This window comes from Streptantibioticus ferralitis (assembly GCF_029223525.1).
GTDB classification, from domain to species: Bacteria; Actinomycetota; Actinomycetes; order Streptomycetales; family Streptomycetaceae; genus Streptantibioticus_A; species Streptantibioticus_A ferralitis.
In genome coordinates this window covers 1-18,920 of sequence record NZ_JARHTQ010000012.1, presented here as the reverse complement: position 1 = coordinate 18,920, position 18,920 = coordinate 1, and the positions used below count along the sequence as shown (strand labels likewise).

Annotated in this window: 18 protein-coding genes; 6 read left to right on the top strand and 12 right to left on the bottom strand. The window is 70.5% G+C overall.

The features are described from left to right. Positions 1-18: 18 nt before the first annotated feature. Both greA and P2L57_RS19375 read right to left on the bottom strand, forming a co-directional pair. The gene (greA, locus tag P2L57_RS19380) at positions 19-516 is read right to left on the bottom strand and encodes a transcription elongation factor GreA (RefSeq protein ID WP_275816180.1); all 498 of its coding nucleotides are present in this window, start codon (positions 514-516) and stop codon (positions 19-21) included. Between the two features lie 227 nt (positions 517-743). Further along, the gene (locus P2L57_RS19375) at positions 744-1,154 is read right to left on the bottom strand and encodes a DUF4307 domain-containing protein (RefSeq protein WP_275816178.1); all 411 of its coding nucleotides are present in this window, start codon (positions 1,152-1,154) and stop codon (positions 744-746) included. 124 nt (positions 1,155-1,278) lie between these two features. Between P2L57_RS19375 and mca the strand changes: the two genes are divergently transcribed. Both mca and P2L57_RS19365 read left to right on the top strand, forming a co-directional pair. Continuing rightward, positions 1,279-2,154 (top strand): mycothiol conjugate amidase Mca, encoded by an 876-nt coding sequence (gene mca, locus P2L57_RS19370; RefSeq protein WP_275816176.1) that lies wholly within the window; start codon positions 1,279-1,281, stop codon positions 2,152-2,154. Positions 2,155-2,157: 3 nt separating this feature from the next. Further along, positions 2,158-2,397: a hypothetical protein gene (locus P2L57_RS19365; protein ID WP_275816174.1), complete on the top strand. Its 240-nt coding sequence runs from the start codon at positions 2,158-2,160 to the stop codon at positions 2,395-2,397. Positions 2,398-2,572: 175 nt separating this feature from the next. On the opposite strand, the gene P2L57_RS19360 is transcribed toward P2L57_RS19365, so the two are convergent. After that, entirely contained in the window at positions 2,573-5,752 is a 3,180-nt protein-coding gene (locus tag P2L57_RS19360) for a tetratricopeptide repeat protein (RefSeq protein ID WP_275816514.1), read from the bottom strand. A gap of 130 nt (positions 5,753-5,882) precedes the next feature. Here P2L57_RS19360 and P2L57_RS19355 point away from each other — a divergent pair, with 130 nt between their 5' ends. Continuing rightward, on the top strand, positions 5,883-7,904 hold the full coding sequence (locus P2L57_RS19355) for a thioredoxin domain-containing protein (protein WP_275816172.1): 2,022 nt from the start codon (positions 5,883-5,885) through the stop codon (positions 7,902-7,904). 170 nt (positions 7,905-8,074) lie between these two features. On the opposite strand, the gene P2L57_RS19350 is transcribed toward P2L57_RS19355, so the two are convergent. From P2L57_RS19350 to P2L57_RS19335, 4 genes are all read right to left on the bottom strand, one after another. Continuing rightward, positions 8,075-8,815 (bottom strand): hypothetical protein, encoded by a 741-nt coding sequence (locus tag P2L57_RS19350; RefSeq protein ID WP_275816170.1) that lies wholly within the window; start codon positions 8,813-8,815, stop codon positions 8,075-8,077. 31 nt (positions 8,816-8,846) lie between these two features. Next, positions 8,847-9,071 (bottom strand): DUF397 domain-containing protein, encoded by a 225-nt coding sequence (locus tag P2L57_RS19345; protein ID WP_275816168.1) that lies wholly within the window; start codon positions 9,069-9,071, stop codon positions 8,847-8,849. Between the two features lie 83 nt (positions 9,072-9,154). Beyond that, positions 9,155-9,376 (bottom strand): DUF397 domain-containing protein, encoded by a 222-nt coding sequence (locus tag P2L57_RS19340; protein ID WP_275816166.1) that lies wholly within the window; start codon positions 9,374-9,376, stop codon positions 9,155-9,157. Beyond that, complete coding sequence (locus tag P2L57_RS19335) at positions 9,373-10,209, bottom strand: helix-turn-helix domain-containing protein (RefSeq protein WP_275816164.1); 837 nt, start codon at positions 10,207-10,209, stop codon at positions 9,373-9,375. The genes P2L57_RS19340 and P2L57_RS19335 overlap by 4 nt, the downstream gene beginning before the upstream one ends. Positions 10,210-10,336: 127 nt before the next feature. Between P2L57_RS19335 and P2L57_RS40260 the strand changes: the two genes are divergently transcribed. Further along, positions 10,337-10,567 (top strand): hypothetical protein, encoded by a 231-nt coding sequence (locus P2L57_RS40260; RefSeq protein WP_308292492.1) that lies wholly within the window; start codon positions 10,337-10,339, stop codon positions 10,565-10,567. Further along, the gene (locus tag P2L57_RS40255; protein WP_308292491.1) at positions 10,564-10,737 is read left to right on the top strand and encodes a hypothetical protein; all 174 of its coding nucleotides are present in this window, start codon (positions 10,564-10,566) and stop codon (positions 10,735-10,737) included. The genes P2L57_RS40260 and P2L57_RS40255 overlap by 4 nt, the downstream gene beginning before the upstream one ends. Positions 10,738-10,788: 51 nt before the next feature. On the opposite strand, the gene P2L57_RS19325 is transcribed toward P2L57_RS40255, so the two are convergent. The 3 genes from P2L57_RS19325 to trhA form a co-directional block, all read right to left on the bottom strand. Then, the gene (locus P2L57_RS19325; RefSeq protein WP_275816162.1) at positions 10,789-11,415 is read right to left on the bottom strand and encodes an acyl-CoA-like ligand-binding transcription factor; all 627 of its coding nucleotides are present in this window, start codon (positions 11,413-11,415) and stop codon (positions 10,789-10,791) included. Between the two features lie 5 nt (positions 11,416-11,420). Continuing rightward, positions 11,421-12,986: an MFS transporter gene (locus P2L57_RS19320; protein ID WP_275816160.1), complete on the bottom strand. Its 1,566-nt coding sequence runs from the start codon at positions 12,984-12,986 to the stop codon at positions 11,421-11,423. A gap of 103 nt (positions 12,987-13,089) precedes the next feature. After that, positions 13,090-13,785: a PAQR family membrane homeostasis protein TrhA gene (gene trhA / locus P2L57_RS19315; protein ID WP_275816158.1), complete on the bottom strand. Its 696-nt coding sequence runs from the start codon at positions 13,783-13,785 to the stop codon at positions 13,090-13,092. Between the two features lie 231 nt (positions 13,786-14,016). On the opposite strand from trhA, the gene P2L57_RS19310 reads away from it, so the two are divergent. Further along, a complete protein-coding gene (locus P2L57_RS19310; protein WP_275816156.1) occupies positions 14,017-15,828 on the top strand; it encodes a phosphoenolpyruvate carboxykinase (GTP) in 1,812 nt (603 codons plus the stop codon). A 201-nt stretch (positions 15,829-16,029) separates the two neighbouring features. On the opposite strand, the gene P2L57_RS19305 is transcribed toward P2L57_RS19310, so the two are convergent. Both P2L57_RS19305 and P2L57_RS19300 read right to left on the bottom strand, forming a co-directional pair. Beyond that, a complete protein-coding gene (locus tag P2L57_RS19305; protein WP_275816153.1) occupies positions 16,030-17,241 on the bottom strand; it encodes a pyridoxal phosphate-dependent aminotransferase in 1,212 nt (403 codons plus the stop codon). Between the two features lie 10 nt (positions 17,242-17,251). Then, positions 17,252-18,880: an N-acyl-D-amino-acid deacylase family protein gene (locus P2L57_RS19300; RefSeq protein ID WP_275816151.1), complete on the bottom strand. Its 1,629-nt coding sequence runs from the start codon at positions 18,878-18,880 to the stop codon at positions 17,252-17,254. Positions 18,881-18,920: the final 40 nt, after the last annotated feature.

Genomic DNA, 18,920 nt, shown 5'->3' with positions numbered 1-18,920 from the left:
TTCGGCGTGCGTGTTGGCTCAGGCTCCGTACGGCTTGGCGTCGAGGATCTTCACCGACGCCTTCTTGCCGTTCGGCAGCTCGTACGAGGCGTCGTCACCGGCCTTCTTGCCGCTGACCGCCGACCCCAGCGGGGACTGCGGCGAGTAGGTGTCGATGTCCGAGGAGATGCCCTCGCGCGAGCCCAGCAGGAAGGTCAGGGTGTCGTCGGGGTCCCCGTCGAAGGCGATGGTGACCACCATGCCGGGGGCGACCACGCCGTTGTCCGCGGGTGCCTCGCCCACCTTGGCGTGCTGGAGCAGCTGGGTCAGCTGGCGGATCCGCAGCTCCAGCTTCCCCTGGTCCTCGCGCGCGGCGTGGTAACCCGCGTTCTCCTTGAGGTCGCCCTCCTGGCGCGCTTCCTCGATCTTGGCCACGATCTCGGCGCGGGCGGGACCCGACAGGTGCTCCAGCTCGGCCTTGAGCTGGTCGTACGCCTCCTGGGTCAGCCAGGTGACGTTGTCGCTGGTCTGGGTCACAGGTGCTCCTCGTCGGTACTCGGCTTGCTGCTTACTTGGTGCTGCTTTTGTCTTCAGTCCTACTGCCTGGCTCCGGCTCGTTCCAGCTGGTTCCAGATGCACTGAACGCCCTTCCGACGGCATGCGCCTGTGCGGACGGGCGAAACCACGAGCGTAACAATTACCGGCCGGGACCGGGAGAAGGAAGCCGTTAAATTCCGGCCGCACCCGGGGCGGGCCCGAGGGCGTCAGTGCTGGTCAGCGGCCTTGCAGCGGAGAAGTTCCGCGGTGCTGCCGCGGCCCGTGGTGCGGATCGTCACGGTGGTGTCCACGGTCGACGCGGAACCGCCGACCGTCACGTCCTTGCGGCCCACCTCGGACTGGTCGGCGGCCTGTGAGCGCAGGGTGCACACGGCGGTCTGACCGCTGTCCTTGTGGACCTCCAGATGGGCCCGCACCTCGGTGTCGGACAGCACGTCGAAGGTGACGACCTGGCCGCTGACGGTGTTCGTGGACAGGTACCACCAGCCGCCGATGCCCAGGCCCAGCACGAGCGCCCCGCCCAGCACCGTGCCGAGCAGCTTCAGCCGCCGGTCGGTGGTGGCGCTGTCCGTGCGCCCGTAGCGCCCCTCGGGCAACCGGTCGCGCACGGCGCTCATGATCGATCCTCCAGCGAGGGGGCTACGGAATTATTCACGCCCCCGCGTCGGTCACTATAGAGGGCGTTGCTAGACGTACTGACCCCACTCCCGTAGCCAATCCTTCACCGTAAGGACCTTTGCCTTGACCGATCAGCTGCGACTGATGGCCGTGCACGCGCATCCCGACGACGAGTCCAGCAAGGGCGCGGCGACGATGGCCAAGTACGTGTCCGACGGCGTGGACGTGCTGGTGGCCACCTGTACCGGTGGCGAGCGCGGATCCGTGCTGAACCCCAAGCTCCAGGGCGATCCCTACATCGAGGAGCACATTCACGAGGTGCGGGCCAAGGAGATGGACGAGGCCCGCCAGATCCTGGGCGTCAAGCAGGCGTGGCTCGGCTTCGTGGACTCCGGGCTGCCGGAGGGCGACCCGCTGCCGCCGCTGCCGGAGGGCTGCTTCGGACTGCAGGACGTCGACGAGGCCGCGGGTGCGCTGGTCAAGCTGATCCGCGAGTTCCGGCCGCATGTGATCACCACGTACGACGAGAACGGGGGCTATCCGCACCCCGACCACATCATGACCCACAAGATCTCGATGGTGGCCTTCGACGCTGCCGGGGACCCGGAGCGCTACCCGGACGCGGGCGAGCCTTGGACGCCGTTGAAGCTCTACTACAACCAGGGGTTCAACCGGGTCCGTACCGTCGCCCTGCACGAGGGGCTGCTGGCCCGCGGCCTGGAGTCGCCGTACGGGGAGTGGCTGGAGCGCTGGGACAAGATGGACCGGCCGGACCGGGAGATCACCACCTACGTGCCGTGCGCCGACTTCTTCGAGATCCGGGACAAGGCGCTGCTCGCGCACGCCACGCAGATCGACCCGGACGGCTTCTGGTTCCACGTGCCCATGGACGTGCAGAAGGAGATCTGGCCGACCGAGGACTACGAGCTCGCGAAGTCGCGAGTGGACACCACATTGCCAGAATCGGACCTCTTTGCGGGCATCCGCGAGGCGGGGTAGACAATGGCTCTCGTGAACGCTTCCTTCACCCCGGCGGCCGCGCACCTCGTCCAGCTCGCCGACCTCGACCAGAACAAGGTGACGCCGGGCCTTATCGGCTTCGTCGTCTTCGCGGCCATCGGTGCTGCCGTGTGGTTCTTGATGAAGAGCATGAACAAGCAGTTCCAGAAGATTGACTTCGAGGAGGTTCCCTCCTCGAAGTCCGGGGCTGAGGCGGCGTCCGCGGCCAAGCGGGAGGGTTAGTTCCGGGGGCTTCGCCCCCGGACCCCCTCGCTGCGCCAGGGGCACAGCCCCCGGCGCCCGCCCGGCTGCGCCCCCGGCCCCGCTTGGGGCTGCGCCCCCGGCCCCCCTTCAGGGCTGTGCCCCGGTGCGTATCCGTTGGGGCTGTGCCCCGGTGCGTATCCGCTGCGTGCTTGCGCTACGCCGTTGCCGCCAGGGACAGTCGGTCGCGCGACGCCCGAGTCGGAGTCATGCCCAGCCGCCAGACCTCCCAGGGCTCGCCGGGCTGAAGGCCGCGCTGCAGGACCAGCGACCAGGCTTCCGCGTACTCCTGGAGCGCCGGGTCGCGGCCGTCGTGGTCGGTGGCGAGGAGGTCGGCGAGGTCCTGCTCGGCCGCCTTCGCCCCGGCTTCGGAGGCCAGCGGAAGCAGGGTGCAGCGCAGGAAGCGCGCCCAGTCCTCGCCGCGCCGGTCGCCGATGGTGACGAACAGGCGCCCGGCCTCCTCGGTCAGTTCGAGTGCCTCGGGGATCCGGGCGTTACCGGCGTCGATCACCGCCAGCTCCACGCAGGACCACGCCTCACCGTGCGGCACGCCCACCTTGCGGAAGTCCTGCCTGGCGTCCTGCAGCAACTGCCGGGCGAAGCCGCTGTTGCGCAGGTTTCCGACCTGCTTGGCGCGCTGGTCGCGGGTGAGCCGGGCCGAGTGATGGCGGGCGCAGGCCAGCCCGTAGGCGTCCCGCATGCGGTTGAACATGCTGCGGGCGCGCTCCAGTGAGCGCAGCGCCGCGTCCGCGTCGCCCGCCTCCTCCTGCGCCTGGCCCAGGTAGTACAGCGTCCAGGCCTCGCCCCGGGCGTCCTCGTTCTCCCGGTGCCTGCCGAGCGCCTCGTGCAGCGCCTGTACGGCCTCGGGCGCCGCGCCGCGCACCAACACGGCGCGGGCGAGCTGCGTCATGGTCCACGCGGTGCCGCGCTGGTCGTGGGTGACCTCGTACTCCCGCTGGGCCTCGTGCAGCGCGGCGAGCGCGCTGGCCTCGTCACCGAGCCGCAGATACACCTGCCCCAGCTGCATGTGTGCCCAGGCCTGTCCGTGCACGCTCTCGCTCTCGCGGTGCAACTCCAGCGCCGCCAGCAGCAGTTCGCGCGCCTCCTCGACCCGGCCCTGGTCGCGGAGCACGGCGGCGAGGGCGTGCTGGGTCCAGGCGCGGTCGCCGCGCAGCGCGTCGGTGTTCTGCAGGTCCAGCGCCTCGCCGAGTTTGGCCGCCGCCTCCCGCAGGTTGCCCTGGTGGTGCAGGGTGATGCCGAGGCTGCACAGCGCGCGGGCGGCGCCCGCCGGATGCTGGGCCTCGAAGTACAGGTTGACCACCGAGGTCAGCGTGGAGCGCGCCCGGTCCAACTCGCCGAGCTGCCGCGCCGCGATACCGGTGCGCCACTGCACAGAGCGCACCAGCAGCCCCTGGTCGACCTCCTGCGTCAACTCGCTGATCTCGCCCAGCCGGTACAGATCGCCGCGCAGCAGGCAGTAGTCGCACAGCGCGCCCAGCAGATGCAGCACCGCCGCTTGGTCGACGCCCTCCGCGCTGCGCACCGTCGCCGTGATGAAGCTCGACTCGTCGTCCAGCCAGCGCAGCGCCTGGTCGAGCGAGCGGAAGCCGTGCGAGCCGACCGCGCCCTTGACGAACGTGTCGGCACGGGTGGAGGTCTTGCCGTCGACCAGGCGGATCACCGAGTCGGCCAGCTCCGAGTAGGTGCGGATCAGCCGCTCCTGCGCGGCCGTCTGCTCGCCCGGCTCCTCCTCGTCCAGCAGCCTGGCGTACGCGAAGCCGCGGACCACGTCGTGCAGCCGGTACCGGGTGCCGCGGACATGCTCGATCAGCCCGGCCTTCGCCAACTCCTCAAGCCTGCGTGTCGCCTCCTTCTCGTCGGTCGCCAGCAGCGCACCGGCGGCCGCCGCGCCCAGACTCGCCCGACCGGCCAGTGCCAGACGGCGTAGCAGACGGCGGGAGACCTCGGACTGGTCGTGGTAGCGCAGCGCCAGCGCCCGCTCCACCGGATCCACCGGCCCGTACGCCTCCAGGTCGTCGGCGAGCCGCCGCAGCGTCCGCGAGCCCAGCGAGGATCCGGCGACGGTCAGCGCCAGCGGCAGCCCGCCGCACAACTGCCGTACGTGTTCGGCGGATTGCGGATCGTCCGGCACGCCGTCGACCGCGAGCTCCCGCAGCAGTTCCTTGGCGTCCGTCTCGGTCAGCGCCTCGACGGGCAGGTTGTGCACCCACGCGGACGTGGAGCCGAGGTCCACCGGCGCGGCGGAGGTCACCAGGACCAGGCTCTCGGAGTGTTCCGGGACGAGCGTGCGCACCTGTTCGGGGTCGGAGGCGTCATCGAGGATGATCACGGCGGGCAGATCGGTGAGGTGCTTCTGGTACTGCTCGCTCAACCGCCGCAGGTGCTGCTCCTGGTTGGGCCGCTCGCGGAACAGCAGTTGCTCGCGGGGCGCGCCGAGCCGGTTGAGGATGTACAGCAGCGCTTCGCGGGTGGACATCGGCGCTTCGTTCACTGCGCCGCCCCGCAGCGGGACGACACAGGCGCCCCGGAACTGGTCGCTCAACTGCCGTGCGGCGCGCACCGCGAGCGCGCTGCGGCCCGAGCCCGTCGGGCCGTGGAGCATCACCACGGTCGGCTTGGTCTCGGTGGAGGCGCGGCCCTGCTGCACCCACTGGTTGATCTGCGCCAGATGGCCGCGGCGCCCGGTGAACGGCCCGTCGCTCTGCGGCAGCAGGCTGAACGACTGCTCAAGTACGGCGCGTTGGCGGGCGGCGGCGCTGCGGTCGCCACGCTTCGCCTGCGCCGGTACGGGGGACTTCGAGGTCTTCTTCAGGCTCGGCGTCGGCGGTGTCACCACGCGCTGCTGCTCCAGGAACGGCCGCACCCCGCGTCGCTCCAGTGCCGCCAGCCACTGCTGTCGCAGCTGTTCGGCATCGCCGGACTGCCCCTGCCCGCCCGCCCGTCCCCGGACGACCGACTTGGCGCCGATGGCGACACCCGCGGCGGCCATCACCGCGACACCGGTCACCAGCGAGGCGCCCGCGGAGAGCCCCTGCCCGAGGTCGACGGCGAACGCGGTGGCCCCGCACACCCCGGCCAGCAGCGCCGGGGGTACCGCCGGATCGCGGCGCGGCGCACCGGAACCGGCGTCCACCGCGCGCAGATACGCCGCGTACTCCTCGGTCGCGTGCACCGCGATGTCGTCGAGCGCGGCCCGCCCGCGATCCAGCAGGGCGGTGGCGTCAACCTGCCGCTTGGAGCGGGTGGCGCGCTGGGTCTCCTCCGTGACGGCACGCTGCAGGAGCCGCTCCGCCTGGGCCCGGTCCGGCTCACGCAGCGTGGGCGGTCCCCCGTGGGTCTGTGTGGGTTGGTTCACCGTTCTTCCCCCTAGTGGTGTGTTTCGCTCGCCCTCCGCATACGCGCCCCGTCGCGCGTCTGAGCGCGAGGGGATGTGTGAGGGTGGGTACATGGCCAATCGACTCAGCCGCTCGACCTCTCCCTACCTCCTTCAGCACGCCGACAACCCTGTGGATTGGTGGCCGTGGGGCGAGGAGGCGTTTGCCGAGGCCCGGCGGCGCGGGGTTCCGGTGCTGCTCAGCGTGGGTTATTCCAGCTGCCACTGGTGCCATGTGATGGCCGCGGAGTCCTTCGAGGACGGCCGGACCGCGGCGGTGCTGAACGAGCACTTCGTGCCGGTGAAGGTCGACCGGGAGGAGCGGCCGGACGTCGACGCGGTCTACATGGAGGCGGTGCAGGCGGCGACCGGGCAGGGCGGCTGGCCGATGACCGTGTTCCTGACACCGGACGCCGAGCCGTTCTACTTCGGTACCTACTTCCCGCCCGAGCCCCGGCACGGCATGCCCGGCTTCCGGCAGGTGCTGGAGGGCGTACGGGCCGCCTGGCAGGACCGGCGGGACGAGGTCGGCGAGGTCGCGGCCCGGATCGTACGGGACCTGTCCGGCCGTCGGATCGAGTACGGCAAGGCACCGGCGCCCGGCGAGGCCGAGCTGCACGCCGCGTTGCTGGCGCTGACCCGGGACTACGACACCTCGTACGGCGGCTTCGGCGGCGCGCCGAAGTTCCCGCCGTCCATGGTGCTGGAGTTCCTGCTGCGGCATCACGCGCGCACGGGTTCCGAGGCCGCGCTGCAGATGGCGTCCGACACCTGCGAGGCGATGGCGCGCGGCGGGATCTACGACCAACTCGGCGGCGGCTTCGCCCGCTACGCGGTGGACCGCACGTTCACGGTTCCGCACTTCGAGAAGATGCTCTATGACAACGCGCTGCTGTGCCGCGTCTACGCCCATCTGTGGCGGGCCACCGGCTCCGACCTCGCGCGCCGCGTCGCGCTGGAGACCGCCGACTTCCTGGTCGGCGAACTGCGCACGGACGAGGGCGGGTTCGCTTCCGCGCTGGACGCGGACAGCGACCGTGCTGACGGCACGCACGGCGAAGGAGCCTACTACGTCTGGACACTTGACGAGCTGCGGGACGTGCTGGGGGAGAGCGACGCCGAGTTCGCCGCGCAGTACTACGGGGTGACGCCCGAGGGCACCTTCGAGGAGGGCGCCTCCGTACTGCAGCTGCGGGACGGCGAGTTGGGCGCCGCCGACCGCGTCGCGGCCATCCGCGAACGGCTGTCGGCGGTACGGGCGCGGCGCCCGCGCCCCGGCCGGGACGACAAGGTGGTCGCCGCCTGGAACGGCCTGGCCATCGCGGCCCTCGCCGAGACCGGCGCCTACTTCGGCCGCCCCGACCTGGTCCAGGCCGCGCTGGACGCGGCCGACCTGCTGGTGCGGGTGCACATGGACCCGCACGGGCGGCTGACCCGTACCTCGCGCGACGGCAAGGCCGGTGACAACGCGGGCGTGCTGGAGGACTACGCGGATGTCGCCGAGGGCTTCCTCGCCCTGGCCGCGGTGACCGGCGAAGGCGTATGGGTGGAGTTCGCCGGACTGCTGCTGGACACCGTGCTACGGCACTTCGCGGGCGCCGACGGCACGTTCTACGACACCGCCGATGACGCCGAGGCGCTCATCCGCAGGCCGCAGGACCCGACGGACAACGCGGCCCCCTCCGGCTGGACGGCCGCGACCGGCGCCCTGCTGTCGTACGCGGCCCACACCGGCTCCGCCGAGCACCGCACCGTCGCCGAGCAGGCGTTGGGCGTGGTGGGCGCGCTGGCCGGGCGCGCGCCGCGGTTCATCGGCTGGGGGCTGGCGGTGGCCGAAGCGGCACTGGACGGTCCGCGCGAGGTCGCGGTGGTGGGCCCCGCGCAGGACCCGGCCACCCGCGAGCTGCACCGCACCGCGCTGCGGGGGACGGCCCCCGGAGCGGTGATCGCCTGCGGCGAGCCCGGCAGCGAGGAGTTTCCGCTGCTGCGCGACCGCCCACTGGTGGACGGCCGCCCGGCCGCGTATGTCTGCCGCCAGTTCGTGTGCGAGGCGCCGACGACTGACGCGTCGGCGCTGGCCGAGCGGGTGCGCTGAGCGCTTCGCTGGAAGTGCGGCGATGTGCTTCTGCCGTCGATCGGCTGCGGCTCCGTCGTGGCTGGTCGCGCAGTTCCCCGCGCCCCTTCAGGGCGCTGCCGAACCGCAGCGGACCTCGCCCGACCTGCTGAGCGCCTGCCCGGCGGCTCTTGGCCCGGTCGCGGTGCCCGTCAGGGCCGGTCCCAGACGGTCACCTCGACGTTCTCCCGGTCGGGCCCCGGCTCGCCCGCGACCGTGAAGTAGCCGACGCGGCCGTCCCAGGTCTTGAAACAGCCCATGGCGCCCGCTCGGGCGTCCACCACATGCTGCCCCAGATGAGTGCCCAGGGCATCGGAGCACTGCTGCTGTTGCGGCGCGCCGGGGCCGTCCCACGCCACGATCGCGTTGCCGACGACCTCGTTGGGGTCGCCGTAGCTGAGGTCGCCGACCGGCGCCTGAGTCGGCGGGACGCGATCGAGCCACCAGCCTCCGCCGGTCCCGCCGTAGCCGCCCAGGACCAGCGTGCCGTGCCACCGCACGCGACCGGCCGTCGGGGTGGGCACGGTCGGGGTGGGCGGGGGCGGGGGCGTTGGTGTCGGGGTGGGCGTCGGTGACGGCGACGGTGAGGGCGGGGGCGAGATCGGCGGGGCGGCGGAGTGGCTCGGCGGCGGGTCCGACGGGTAGCCGGAGGGCGAGGCGGCTGATGATTGGCTCGCGGAGCCGTTGGGCGAGCCGGAGGCCGACGAGTCGTTGAGGTAGGCGCCCAGCCCCAGCCCGAGCGCGACCACTCCGATGACCGCGACGGCCCCCCGGGCCGCCGGTGAGGAGATGGCGGGAATCTCCGAGCCGCTCACCTTCACAGCTCCCCCGACCGCCGCCGCGATCAGGCAGGCCAGGCCGATGATCCACAGCGGCGCGACGTTAGCGAGCACAGCCAGCCCCCCAGTTGGCGTTGAGCCGATCTCAGGCCGTGGAGAACTCACCTGCGGTGACGGCTGATACGAAGGATGCCCACGCTTGGAGTGAGAAGAACAGAGCGGGACCGTGGGGGTCCTTGGAGTCTCGTATGGGGACGGTGCCGGAGGTGAGGGCGGCTCTTGGTGCCCACTCGACGCAGCCGCCGCCGCCCCCGTTGCTATAGCTGGACTTGATCCACTCCGCACCGGAAAGATCGGGGGTGGTGCTCATACGGTGTACCCCTCTCATGCTGCTCGGATGAACCTTTGTACGACGCCCACGACTGACGCGTCGGCGCTGGCCGAGCAGGTGCGTTAGCCGGGGAACTCCCCGGCGTTGACGGCGGATATGAAGGACGCCCATGCATCGGGGGAGAAGCGGAGGGCCGGGCCGTGGGGGTCTTTGCTGTCGCGTATGGGGACGGTGCCAGAGGCGAGGGCGGTCTTTGGCGACCACTCGATGCACTCTCCGCCGCCCCCATTGCTGTAGGTGGACTTGATCCACTCCGCACCGGAGAGGTCAGGCGTAGCGCTCATGCGGTGTACTCCTCCTTTACTGCTCTGATGAACGCTGCTGTCTCGCTGGGCGACAGAGCGTACGACCTGAGCAGATCGTATTTGCGCTGACGGGGTGTGACGCTCTCCGGGGCTTCGAGCAGTGTCCCGGTGTCGATGCTCTCTTCGTAGGCGACGGTTGCGCCGTCGTCGAGGGTCATCAACATCAACGCGCCACCCATCAAGGCATGTTCCCCATGCCCATACGGAAGAAGCTGCACAGTAGTTGCGGCAGTGTCCACAAGGCTGACCAAGGCGTCCAGTTGCTCTCGCATCACGCCCGGTCCGCCGACGGGCCGCCTGATCACTGCCTCATCGAGGATCACACAGAGGTCAGGTGAAGGGGCGGATCGCAGGAGTTCCTGGCGGCTCAGCCGAGCAGCCACCATTTCCTCGATCTTCTCCTCGCTCGCCTTCGGGTTGCTGATGCGGAAGAGAGCGCGAGCGTACGGCTCGGTTTGAACGAGCCCCGTCACCACAGTCCCGGCGTACGTCTCGATGACCCGCGCACGCATCTCCAGCAGCATGAGGCGCCGGTACTGCTCCGGATGGATTTCCTGGCTCTGCCGCACAAGCTCATAGAGCCGCTGAAAGTGCATTCCCGTGCCGAACACCTCGTCCAGCGCCGCCGACAGATCGCGCGGCGGCATCATCTCCGCGACCTCGACGCGGTGTAACTGGCTGCGGCTGTGCAGGACCTTCGCGGCCAGGTCGTCCAACGTCATGTCCGCCTCGTTGCGGCAGCGCCGCATCTCGGACCCGTAGAAGTGGCGGTTGGACCGGTAGGGCGTCAGTTCGCGGGGTGGACGTGCCATGGGTGCAACCCCCGTTGTTCCTGATCGGAGTTGGGATTGGTGGCTGCTTCCAAGCCTACGCGCGAGGAGCAACGCTGGGGCTACACAACGTAATCGAGCACACGGAACAGTGAGAGGTACGGAAGCGATGGCGAACGCGAGTGCGACCCCGGCGCCCGGGGCGCTCGTCTACGACCCGGTGGCGGAGCGGGTGGGGACCTACCAGGCGGAGGCAGGCCCGTACCTCCTGTTGCGTCCGGTCGGCGGCGGCCGTGAATGGGAGGCGGACCCGGCCCGTGTTCGTCCGGCCACCCAGGAGGAACGGGTGAGCGCCGAGGTCAGGGCCGCCAACCGGCGTGCGGAGAGGTACGCCCGGTGAGCGACCAGGCGTTCGACGTCAGCCGCCCGCCCGCGCCGGTCCCCGGCTGCCAGGCGTGCGCTAGGCTCGCCGAGCAACGGGCCGTCGCGCGGGCCGAGTTCGACCGCAGCCACGAGACCGACGCCAACGTGCTGATGCGTCGGCACCAGCTACAGCAGCACACCCGATGACGGCCCGGCGCGCCCTCCACAACTACCGGCGGTGCTTCGCTTGCGACGCGGTCATGAAGCCCGGCTGATGTGAGCGAACTCCCCGGCCAGGATGGTCAGGGCGCGGTCCATCAGTTCGGGCAGGTCGGCGGTGCCGTCGGTGTCCACCCAGTGCAGCATCGCCTCCTGCCAGCCGCCGAGCACCGCACCGACCACTACCCGCAGTTCCAGGTCCTTCGGGGAGCGGCCGGTGCGTTGCGCTAGGGCGCCCACGATCATGTCGCAGGAGACGGCCATGTTCTCGCCCATGCGGGCGCGGATCGCCGGGATTCGCTGGACCAGCCGCATGCGGTGGAGCGACTCCTCCCGGTCGGCGTCATGCATCTCGTGCAGCAGCGGCAGGATGGCCTGCCGCAGCGACTCCACGACGGGCTCGTCCGCGGGGCGGTTCCGCAACGCCTCCACCATGATCGGGTCGTACTCGTCTGTGAGTACGACGTCCTCCTTGGTGGGGAAGTAGCGGAAGAACGTGCTGGGCGAGACTTCGGCGGCGGCCGCGATCTGCTCCACCGTGGTGGCGTCGTACCCCTGCTGGTCGAAGAGCCGGTAGGCGGCGCTCCGGATCGCCTGGCGGGTCTTGATCTTCTTCCGCTCGCGCAGGCTGGGCTTGGCGGCGGAGGGGGTCGTTGCAGGGGCCATGGAGCTCATTGTCGGGCATCGACCGGCTCCGGGGCCATGTCCCGAACGGGCGCTTCCGGGGCACGGGTGTCCGGCAGGAAGACCGCGACCAGTAGTGCGGCGACGATGGCGGCGCCCGCGCAGACCATCAGCACCAGGTCCATGCCGTGCACGTACGCGGAGTTGGCGGAGGCGGCGAGCGCCTGGTCGCCGGTCCTGGCAGCGATGGCGTGCGCTGCGCCCACCGTCTTGCGGGCGTACTCGGCGGCCGCGCCCGGCAGCCCCGCCGTGTCGAGGCGGCTGCCGAACGAGGCGGCCAGCAGGCTGCCCAGCAGCGCCACGCCGATCGCACCGCCGGTCTGCCGCAGGGTCATCAGCAGCCCGGAACCGGAGCCCGCCCGTGCCTTCGGCAGTGCGCCCAGTGCCGCGTCCATCGCCGGGATCATGGCGACGCCGAGGCCGAGGCCGGTGAGGGACAGCCACAGCGCGGTGTTGCCGTACCCGTCGGAGACGGTGGTGCGGGAGCCGAGCAGCGCGGCGCCCGCCATGACCAGCAGCCCGGCGGCCACCACCGGCCGGGGTCCGAAGCGGTTGGTCAGCGGTGCCGTGACGCGGGAGGCGATCAGCAGGCCGCCCATCATCGGCAGCAGCCGTACCCCGGTGGCGAACGAGTTGTAGCCGAGCACCGCCTGGAGGTAGGCGGGCAGTACGAACAGCAGTCCCATCATCACGAAGATGGCCAGCGTGGCCGCCACGCTGTTCCACAGGAAGCCGCGCTGGCGCAGGAGTTGCAGGTCGAGCATCGGCCGGGTGGCCTTGCGCTCGCGCAGTACCAGCGCGGTGAGCAGCGCGACCGCGGCGAACAGCGCGACGAGGATGGCCGGATGGGTCCAGCCGTCGCGCGGCGCCTCGATGATTCCGTAGATGAGGGCGCCCAGGCCGAGGCAGTTGAGCGCGGTGCTGAGGGTGTCGATCCGGGGCGTGGCGGGGTCGCGGGACTCCCGGAGCAGCAGGGCGCAGGCGGTGATGCCGATGCCCACCATGGGCACGTTGATCAGGAAGACCGAGCCCCACCAGAAGTGGTCGAGCAGCCAGCCGCCGATGATCGGGCCAAGCGGCATGCCGAGGGCGGAGGCGGCGGTGAGGATGCCGATCGCCTTGGACCGCTCCTCGGGCTCGAAGGCGGTGGGCAGGACCGCCATGCACAGCGGCATGATCAGCGCGGCGCCGCAGCCCATCGCCGTACGGGCGGCGATCACGCTCGCCGGGGTGTCGGCCAGCGTGCCGAACAGCGATCCGGCCAGGAACAGCGCGAGCCCGGTGATCAGCATCCGGCGGCGGCCGAACCGGTCGCCGAGCAGTCCGGCCGGGAGCATCAGGGCGGCCAGCGCCACGCTGTAGGAGTCGGCGATCCACTGCTGCTGGCTGATGTCCGCGCCCAGTTGTGACGCCATGGTGGGCAGGGCGACGTTCAGGATCGTGCCGTCGAATCCCACGACCAGCATGCTGGCGACCAGGGCGGCCAGCGCCCACCAGCGGCGGGGGTCGGGAGTGGTACGGGTGGCCTCCATGGCACCTCCGATAGTCAGCATCAAATGAAAGTAACTCTCAAAAAAGAGTAGCTGTCTATCTGGGCATGCGAAAGCCCCCGGCGCGGAGGTCCGTGCCGGGGGCGGGGTTCGGTGTGCGGAAGGGCTATGCGTGGGTGTACGCGACCAGGGAGATTCCGACGTAGTGGACGATGAACGCGGCCAGTGTCAGGGAGTGGAAGACCTCGTGGAAGCCGAACCAACGCGGTGAGGGATTGGGCCGTTTGATCCCGTAGATCACCCCGCCCGCGCTGTAGAGCAGGCCGCCGACCGTGACGCAGACCAGTACCGCGACACCGCCGGTGCGCATGAAGTCGGGCAGGAAGAACACCGCGGCCCAGCCCAGCGCCAGGTAGCACGGTGTGTAGAGCCAGCGTGGCGCGCTGACCCAGAAGACCCGGAAGGCGATCCCGGCCAGCGCGCCCGCCCAGACGAACCACAGCAGGGCGGTCGCGGTTCCGTTCGGCAGCAGCAGGATCGCCAGCGGGGTGTAGGTGCCCGCGATGATCAGGAAGATGTTGGCGTGGTCGAGTCGGCGTAGTACCGCCGACGCTCTCGGGGACCAGTTCCCCCGATGGTAGAGCGCGCTGACCCCGAACAGCAGACACGCGGTCAGGGTGTAGACGGCGCAGGCGATGCGCCCGCGGGGGCTGTCGGCGAGCGCGGTGAGCACCACGCCCGCGATGAGCGTCGCCGGGAACATCCCGGCGTGCAGCCAGCCGCGCAACTTCGGTTTGACGGCTGAAAGATGCGGACCCGCGGCGGCCGGGGTGGCGGCGCTGGTCTCCTCGGCGGCGGTCATGCCCGTCATGCTACCTACGGAACCGTAGGTTACGGCCAGGTAATAAATCGGACTGGAAGTGGCAATGCTCACTGCTGCGGCCCTGGACAGATCGCCTGTCACGAGCCGACACTCATATGAGTGCGGTCGGCACCGGATGAGCAGGCATCCGGGTCGCAGCCCCCAAGGGGCCATCCACAACCCTCAACATTTGACGCCGGGCATGTGCGTATCCGGCGGAACGGAGCGATCGTGGCGCGCGGCAATGCGGCTCCCACCAAACACCAGGAACTGATCGCGTGGGTCGGCGAGATCGCCGCCCTCACCGAACCTGACGAGATCGTGTGGTGCGACGGCTCCGAGGAGGAGTACCAGCGCCTGTGCGACGAACTCGTCGCCAAGGGGACGTTCAAGCAGCTCGACCCGGTCAAGCGCCCCAACTCGTACTACGCGGCCTCCGATCCGACCGACGTCGCCCGCGTCGAGGACCGCACCTTCATCTGCTCCGAGAAGGAAGAGGACGCCGGTCCCACCAACCACTGGAAGGCCCCCGCCGAGATGCGGGCCGTCTTCCAGGGGGAGCAGGGCCTGTTCCGAGGCTCGATGCGCGGCCGTACGATGTACGTCGTCCCGTTCTGCATGGGACCGCTCGGCTCGCCGCTGTCCGCGCTCGGCGTGGAGATCACCGACTCGGCCTACGTGGCCGTCTCCATGCGCACCATGACCCGGATGGGTCAGGCGGTGCTCGACGAGCTCGCCGAGGACGGCTTCTTCGTCAAGGCCGTGCACACCCTCGGCGCCCCGCTGGAGCCGGGCCAGGCCGACGTGGCATGGCCGTGCAACTCCACCAAGTACATCTCGCACTTCCCCGAGGCCCGCGAGATCTGGTCGTACGGCTCCGGCTACGGCGGCAACGCCCTGCTGGGCAAGAAGTGCTACGCGCTGCGCATCGCCTCGGTCATGGCCCGGGACGAGGGCTGGCTCGCCGAGCACATGCTGATCCTCAAGCTGACTCCGCCGAAGGGCCAGCCGAAGTACGTCGCCGCCGCGTTCCCGAGCGCCTGCGGCAAGACCAACCTCGCCATGCTGGAGCCGACGATCCCCGGCTGGACCGTCGAGACCATCGGCGACGACATCGCCTGGATGCGGTTCGGCGAGGACGGCCAGCTGTACGCCATCAACCCCGAGGCCGGCTTCTTCGGCGTCGCCCCGGGCACCGGCGAGCACACCAACGCCAACGCCATGAAGACCATGTACGGCAACTCGGTCTTCACCAACGTCGCGCTGACCGACGACGGCGACGTGTGGTGGGAGGGCATGACCGAGCAGGCCCCCGCCCACCTCACCGACTGGAAGGGCAACGCCTGGACGCCGCAGTCCGAGACCCCGGCCGCCCACCCCAACGCCCGCTTCACCGTGCCCGCATCGCAGTGCCCGATCATCGCGCCGGAGTGGGAGGACCCCAAGGGCGTGCCGATCTCGGCCATCCTCTTCGGCGGCCGTCGCGCCTCCGCCGTTCCGCTGGTGACCGAGTCCTTCGACTGGCAGCACGGCGTCTTCCTGGGCGCCAACGTGGCCTCCGAGAAGACCGCCGCCGCCGAGGGCAAGGTCGGCGAGCTGCGCCGCGACCCCTTCGCGATGCTGCCGTTCTGCGGCTACAACATGGGCGACTACTTCGGCCACTGGGTGAAGATCGGCCAGACGCACGACGCGGCCAAGCTGCCGAAGATCTACTACGTCAACTGGTTCCGCAAGGACGCGGGCGGCAAGTTCGTGTGGCCGGGCTTCGGCGAGAACAGCCGGGTGCTCAAGTGGATCGTCGAGCGGCTGAACGGCGAGGCCGAGGGCGTAGAGACCGCGATCGGCGTGCTGCCGACCAAGGCGGCGCTGGACACCAAGGGCCTGGACATCGACGAGGCCGACCTCGACCTGCTGCTCACCGTCGACCCCGAGGTGTGGCGCGAGGAGGCCGCGCTCATCCCGCAGCACCTGGAGACCTTCGGCGACCACACGCCGAAGGAGCTGTGGGACGAGTACCGGGCGCTCGTCGCGCGACTGGGGTGACCACGTAGGGGCGCGGGGAGGCAGCGCCCCGTTAGGGGCGCGGGGAACTGCGCGCTCAGCCCCCACCGGCCGGTGGTCGAAGAACGACCGCAGGACCCCGGCCGGTGGCCACCAACAGGTTCGTCGTGGCTGGCCGCGCGGTTTCCCGCGCCCCATTCGGCGCACCGCACAGCCCTTTCGGCGCACCGCACAGCGCGAGCGTTACGGCTGGCCGTAGCCGTCCAGGAAGCGGCCGATGCGGTTGATCGCCTCGGTCAGGTCCTCCGTGCGCGGGAGCGTGACGATCCGGAAGTGGTCCGGGTCCGGCCAGTTGAAGCCCGTACCGTGGACGATCATTATCTTCTCGGCCCGCAGCAGGTCCAGGACCATCTGCCGGTCGTCCTTGATCTTGTAGACCTTGGGGTCGAGCCGCGGGAACGCGTACAGCGCACCCTTCGGCTTCACGCACGTCACACCCGGGATCGCGGTCAGCGCCTGGTAGGCCGCGTCGCGCTGGGCGAGCAGCCGTCCGCCGGGCAGCACCAGCGAGTTGATCGACTGGTGGCCGCCGAGCGCGGTGGCGATGGCGTGCTGGGCGGGCATGTTTGCGCACAGCCGCATGTTCGCCAGGATCGTCAGGCCTTCGATGTAGCTTGCGGCGTGCGCCTTGGGGCCGCAGACCGCCAGCCAGCCGCTGCGGTAGCCCGCCACCCGGTAGGCCTTCGACAGGCCGTTGAAGGTCAGCGTCAGCAGATCGGGCGCGATGGCGGCGGTCGGGGTGTGCGTGGCGCCGTCGTAGAGGATCTTGTCGTAGATCTCGTCCGAGCAGACGACCAGCCGGTGCCGCCGGGCGATGTCGGTGATCCCGCGCAGCAGCTCGTCGTCGTAGACCGCGCCGGTCGGGTTGTTCGGGTTGATCACCACGATCGCCTTGGTGCGATCGGTGATCTTGCGCTCGATGTCGGCCAGGTCGGGCATCCAGTCGGCCTGCTCGTCGCAGCGGTAGTGCACCGCCGTGCCGCCCGCCAGCGAGACCGCGGCGGTCCACAGCGGATAGTCCGGCGCCGGAACCAGCACCTCGTCGCCGTCGTCGAGCAGCGCCTGCATCGACATCTGGATCAGCTCGGAGACCCCGTTGCCGAGGTAGATGTCCTCGACGGCGAGCGGGATGCCCTTGGTCTGGTAGTGCTGCATGACCGCGCGCCGCGCGGACAGCAGGCCCTTGGCGTCCCCGTAGCCGTGCGCGTCGCCGAGCGAGCGCAGCATGTCCTCAAGGATCTCCGGCGGGCACTCGAAGCCGAACGGCGCGGGGTTCCCGGTGTTCAGCTTGAGGATGCGGTGGCCAGCCGCCTCAAGCCGCATCGCCTCTTCGAGAACCGGTCCCCGGATCTCGTAACAGACATTCGCGAGCTTCGTCGACTGGATCACCTGCATGTCGGTCACCTTACGGGCACGTTTGACCCCCCGCTCGGTGTTCTTCGCCACGTCCCCTGACCGAGCGGCCCGGCAGGGCGTCCGTCCTGCGGCCGTCCCTGATCACGAAGCGGCCGTCCACCAGCACGTGCGGGATGCCGGTCGGCAGGGTCCTCGGACGCTCGAACGTGGCACCGGCGGCGACCGTCCCCGGATCGAAGAGCACCAGGTCAGCGCGGCATCCCCGGCGGACGAGACCGCGGTCGGGCAGGCCCAGCCGGGCGGCCGGGCGGCCGGTCAGATGAGCCACGCACTCTTCGAGGGTGAGCACACCGAGCTCCCGCACGTACCGCCCCAGGTAGTGCGGGAACGTGCCGTAGGCGCGCGGATGCGGCTTGTCGCCCATCAGGATGCCGTCGCTGCCGCCGGTGTGCACCGGGTGGCGCATGATCGTCTGGACGTTCTCCTCGTCGCCGACGTGCTGGAGGATCGTCGTCCCGAGCCGGTCGGCGAGCAGCAGGCTCCTCGCCGTGGTGTACGGGGCCTCGCCGCGCTCTCGCGCGCTGCGTGCGATGGTCTTGCCGACGTGGCCCGCCAGCGCGGGGTTCGACACTCCGGAGACCTCGATGCGGTCCCAGTCGATCGGTACACCGTGGCAGCCGTCCGAGCCCTCCTGCTCCAGGGTATGCCTGATCCGCGCGGCGGCCGTCTCGTCTCGCAGCCGCCGCAGCGTCGCCTCCGGGCCGCCCTCGCCGGCCCAACTGGGCAGCATCGCCACCAGAGTCGTACAGCCCGGCAGATACGGATAGCTGTCCAGCGTGATGTCGGCGCCCTCGGCCAGCGCGGCGTCCAGCAGGGCCAGCAGCTGAGGGGCGCGGCCCTTGTTGACGTCGAAGTTCATGGTGGCGTGCGCGAGATGGAGCGCGCAGCCCGCTTCGCGGCACAGCGCGACCATCTCCGCGTAGGCCTCCAGGGCGCCCACGCCGTAACTGCGGTGGTGCGGGCAGTAGTAGCCGCCGTACGCCGCCACCACGCGGCACAGTTCGGTGAGTTCCGCGGTCGGCGCGTACATGCCCGGGGTGTACGTCAGCCCTGACGAGAGCCCGACGGCTCCCTGCGACATGCCCTCGGCGACCAGCCGTTTCATCCGGGCCAGCTCCGCCGGGGTGGCCGGACGGTCGTCCCAACCGACGGCGAGCATACGGACCGTGCCCTGCGGGACGAGGTACGCGGCGTTGACCGCCACGCCCTCGTCCAGGCGGTCCAGGTACTCGCCGACCGTGCGCCAGCTGAAGTCGATGTCGCAACCGTCACCGTTCCAGCCGGTGATCTGGCGGCTGACCTCGTCGAGCGTGCGGTCGTCCACCGGGGCGTACGACAGGCCGTCCTGGCCGAGGACTTCGAGGGGCACGCCCTGGGCGGCCTTCGCGACATGTTCCGGATCCCGTAGCAGGGCCAGGTCGCTGTGCGCGTGCATGTCGATGAAGCCCGGGGCGAGGGCGAGCCCCTCGCCGTCTACGACGGCTCGGGCGGAGGGGCGGGTTCCGTCCCGCTCCCTGTGGATCTCGGCGATCCGGCCGTCGGCCAGGGCCACGTCGGCGCGGTAGGCCGCACCTCCGGTGCCGTCTATGACGGTGACGTCGCGGATGACGGTGTCCATTTTCGGCTTTCCCTTGGCTGTGGGCGATTTCCCACCCGCC

What these genes read in the sequence shown, in the direction of transcription:
- P2L57_RS19375 (WP_275816178.1), bottom strand. Translation starts at nt 1,154, where the DNA reads ATGAGCGCCGTGCGCGACCGGTTGCCCGAGGGGCGCTACGGGCGCACG.
- P2L57_RS19365 (WP_275816174.1), top strand. Translation starts at nt 2,158, where the DNA reads ATGGCTCTCGTGAACGCTTCCTTCACCCCGGCGGCCGCGCACCTCGTC.
- P2L57_RS19355 (WP_275816172.1), top strand. Translation starts at nt 5,883, where the DNA reads ATGGCCAATCGACTCAGCCGCTCGACCTCTCCCTACCTCCTTCAGCAC.
- P2L57_RS19345 (WP_275816168.1), bottom strand. Translation starts at nt 9,071, where the DNA reads ATGAGCACCACCCCCGATCTTTCCGGTGCGGAGTGGATCAAGTCCAGC.
- P2L57_RS19340 (WP_275816166.1), bottom strand. Translation starts at nt 9,376, where the DNA reads ATGAGCGCTACGCCTGACCTCTCCGGTGCGGAGTGGATCAAGTCCACC.
- P2L57_RS19335 (WP_275816164.1), bottom strand. Translation starts at nt 10,209, where the DNA reads ATGGCACGTCCACCCCGCGAACTGACGCCCTACCGGTCCAACCGCCAC.
- P2L57_RS40260 (WP_308292492.1), top strand. Translation starts at nt 10,337, where the DNA reads ATGGCGAACGCGAGTGCGACCCCGGCGCCCGGGGCGCTCGTCTACGAC.
- P2L57_RS19325 (WP_275816162.1), bottom strand. Translation starts at nt 11,415, where the DNA reads ATGGCCCCTGCAACGACCCCCTCCGCCGCCAAGCCCAGCCTGCGCGAG.
- P2L57_RS19320 (WP_275816160.1), bottom strand. Translation starts at nt 12,986, where the DNA reads ATGCTGACTATCGGAGGTGCCATGGAGGCCACCCGTACCACTCCCGAC.
- trhA (WP_275816158.1), bottom strand. Translation starts at nt 13,785, where the DNA reads ATGACCGCCGCCGAGGAGACCAGCGCCGCCACCCCGGCCGCCGCGGGT.
- P2L57_RS19305 (WP_275816153.1), bottom strand. Translation starts at nt 17,241, where the DNA reads ATGCAGGTGATCCAGTCGACGAAGCTCGCGAATGTCTGTTACGAGATC.
- P2L57_RS19300 (WP_275816151.1), bottom strand. Translation starts at nt 18,880, where the DNA reads ATGGACACCGTCATCCGCGACGTCACCGTCATAGACGGCACCGGAGGT.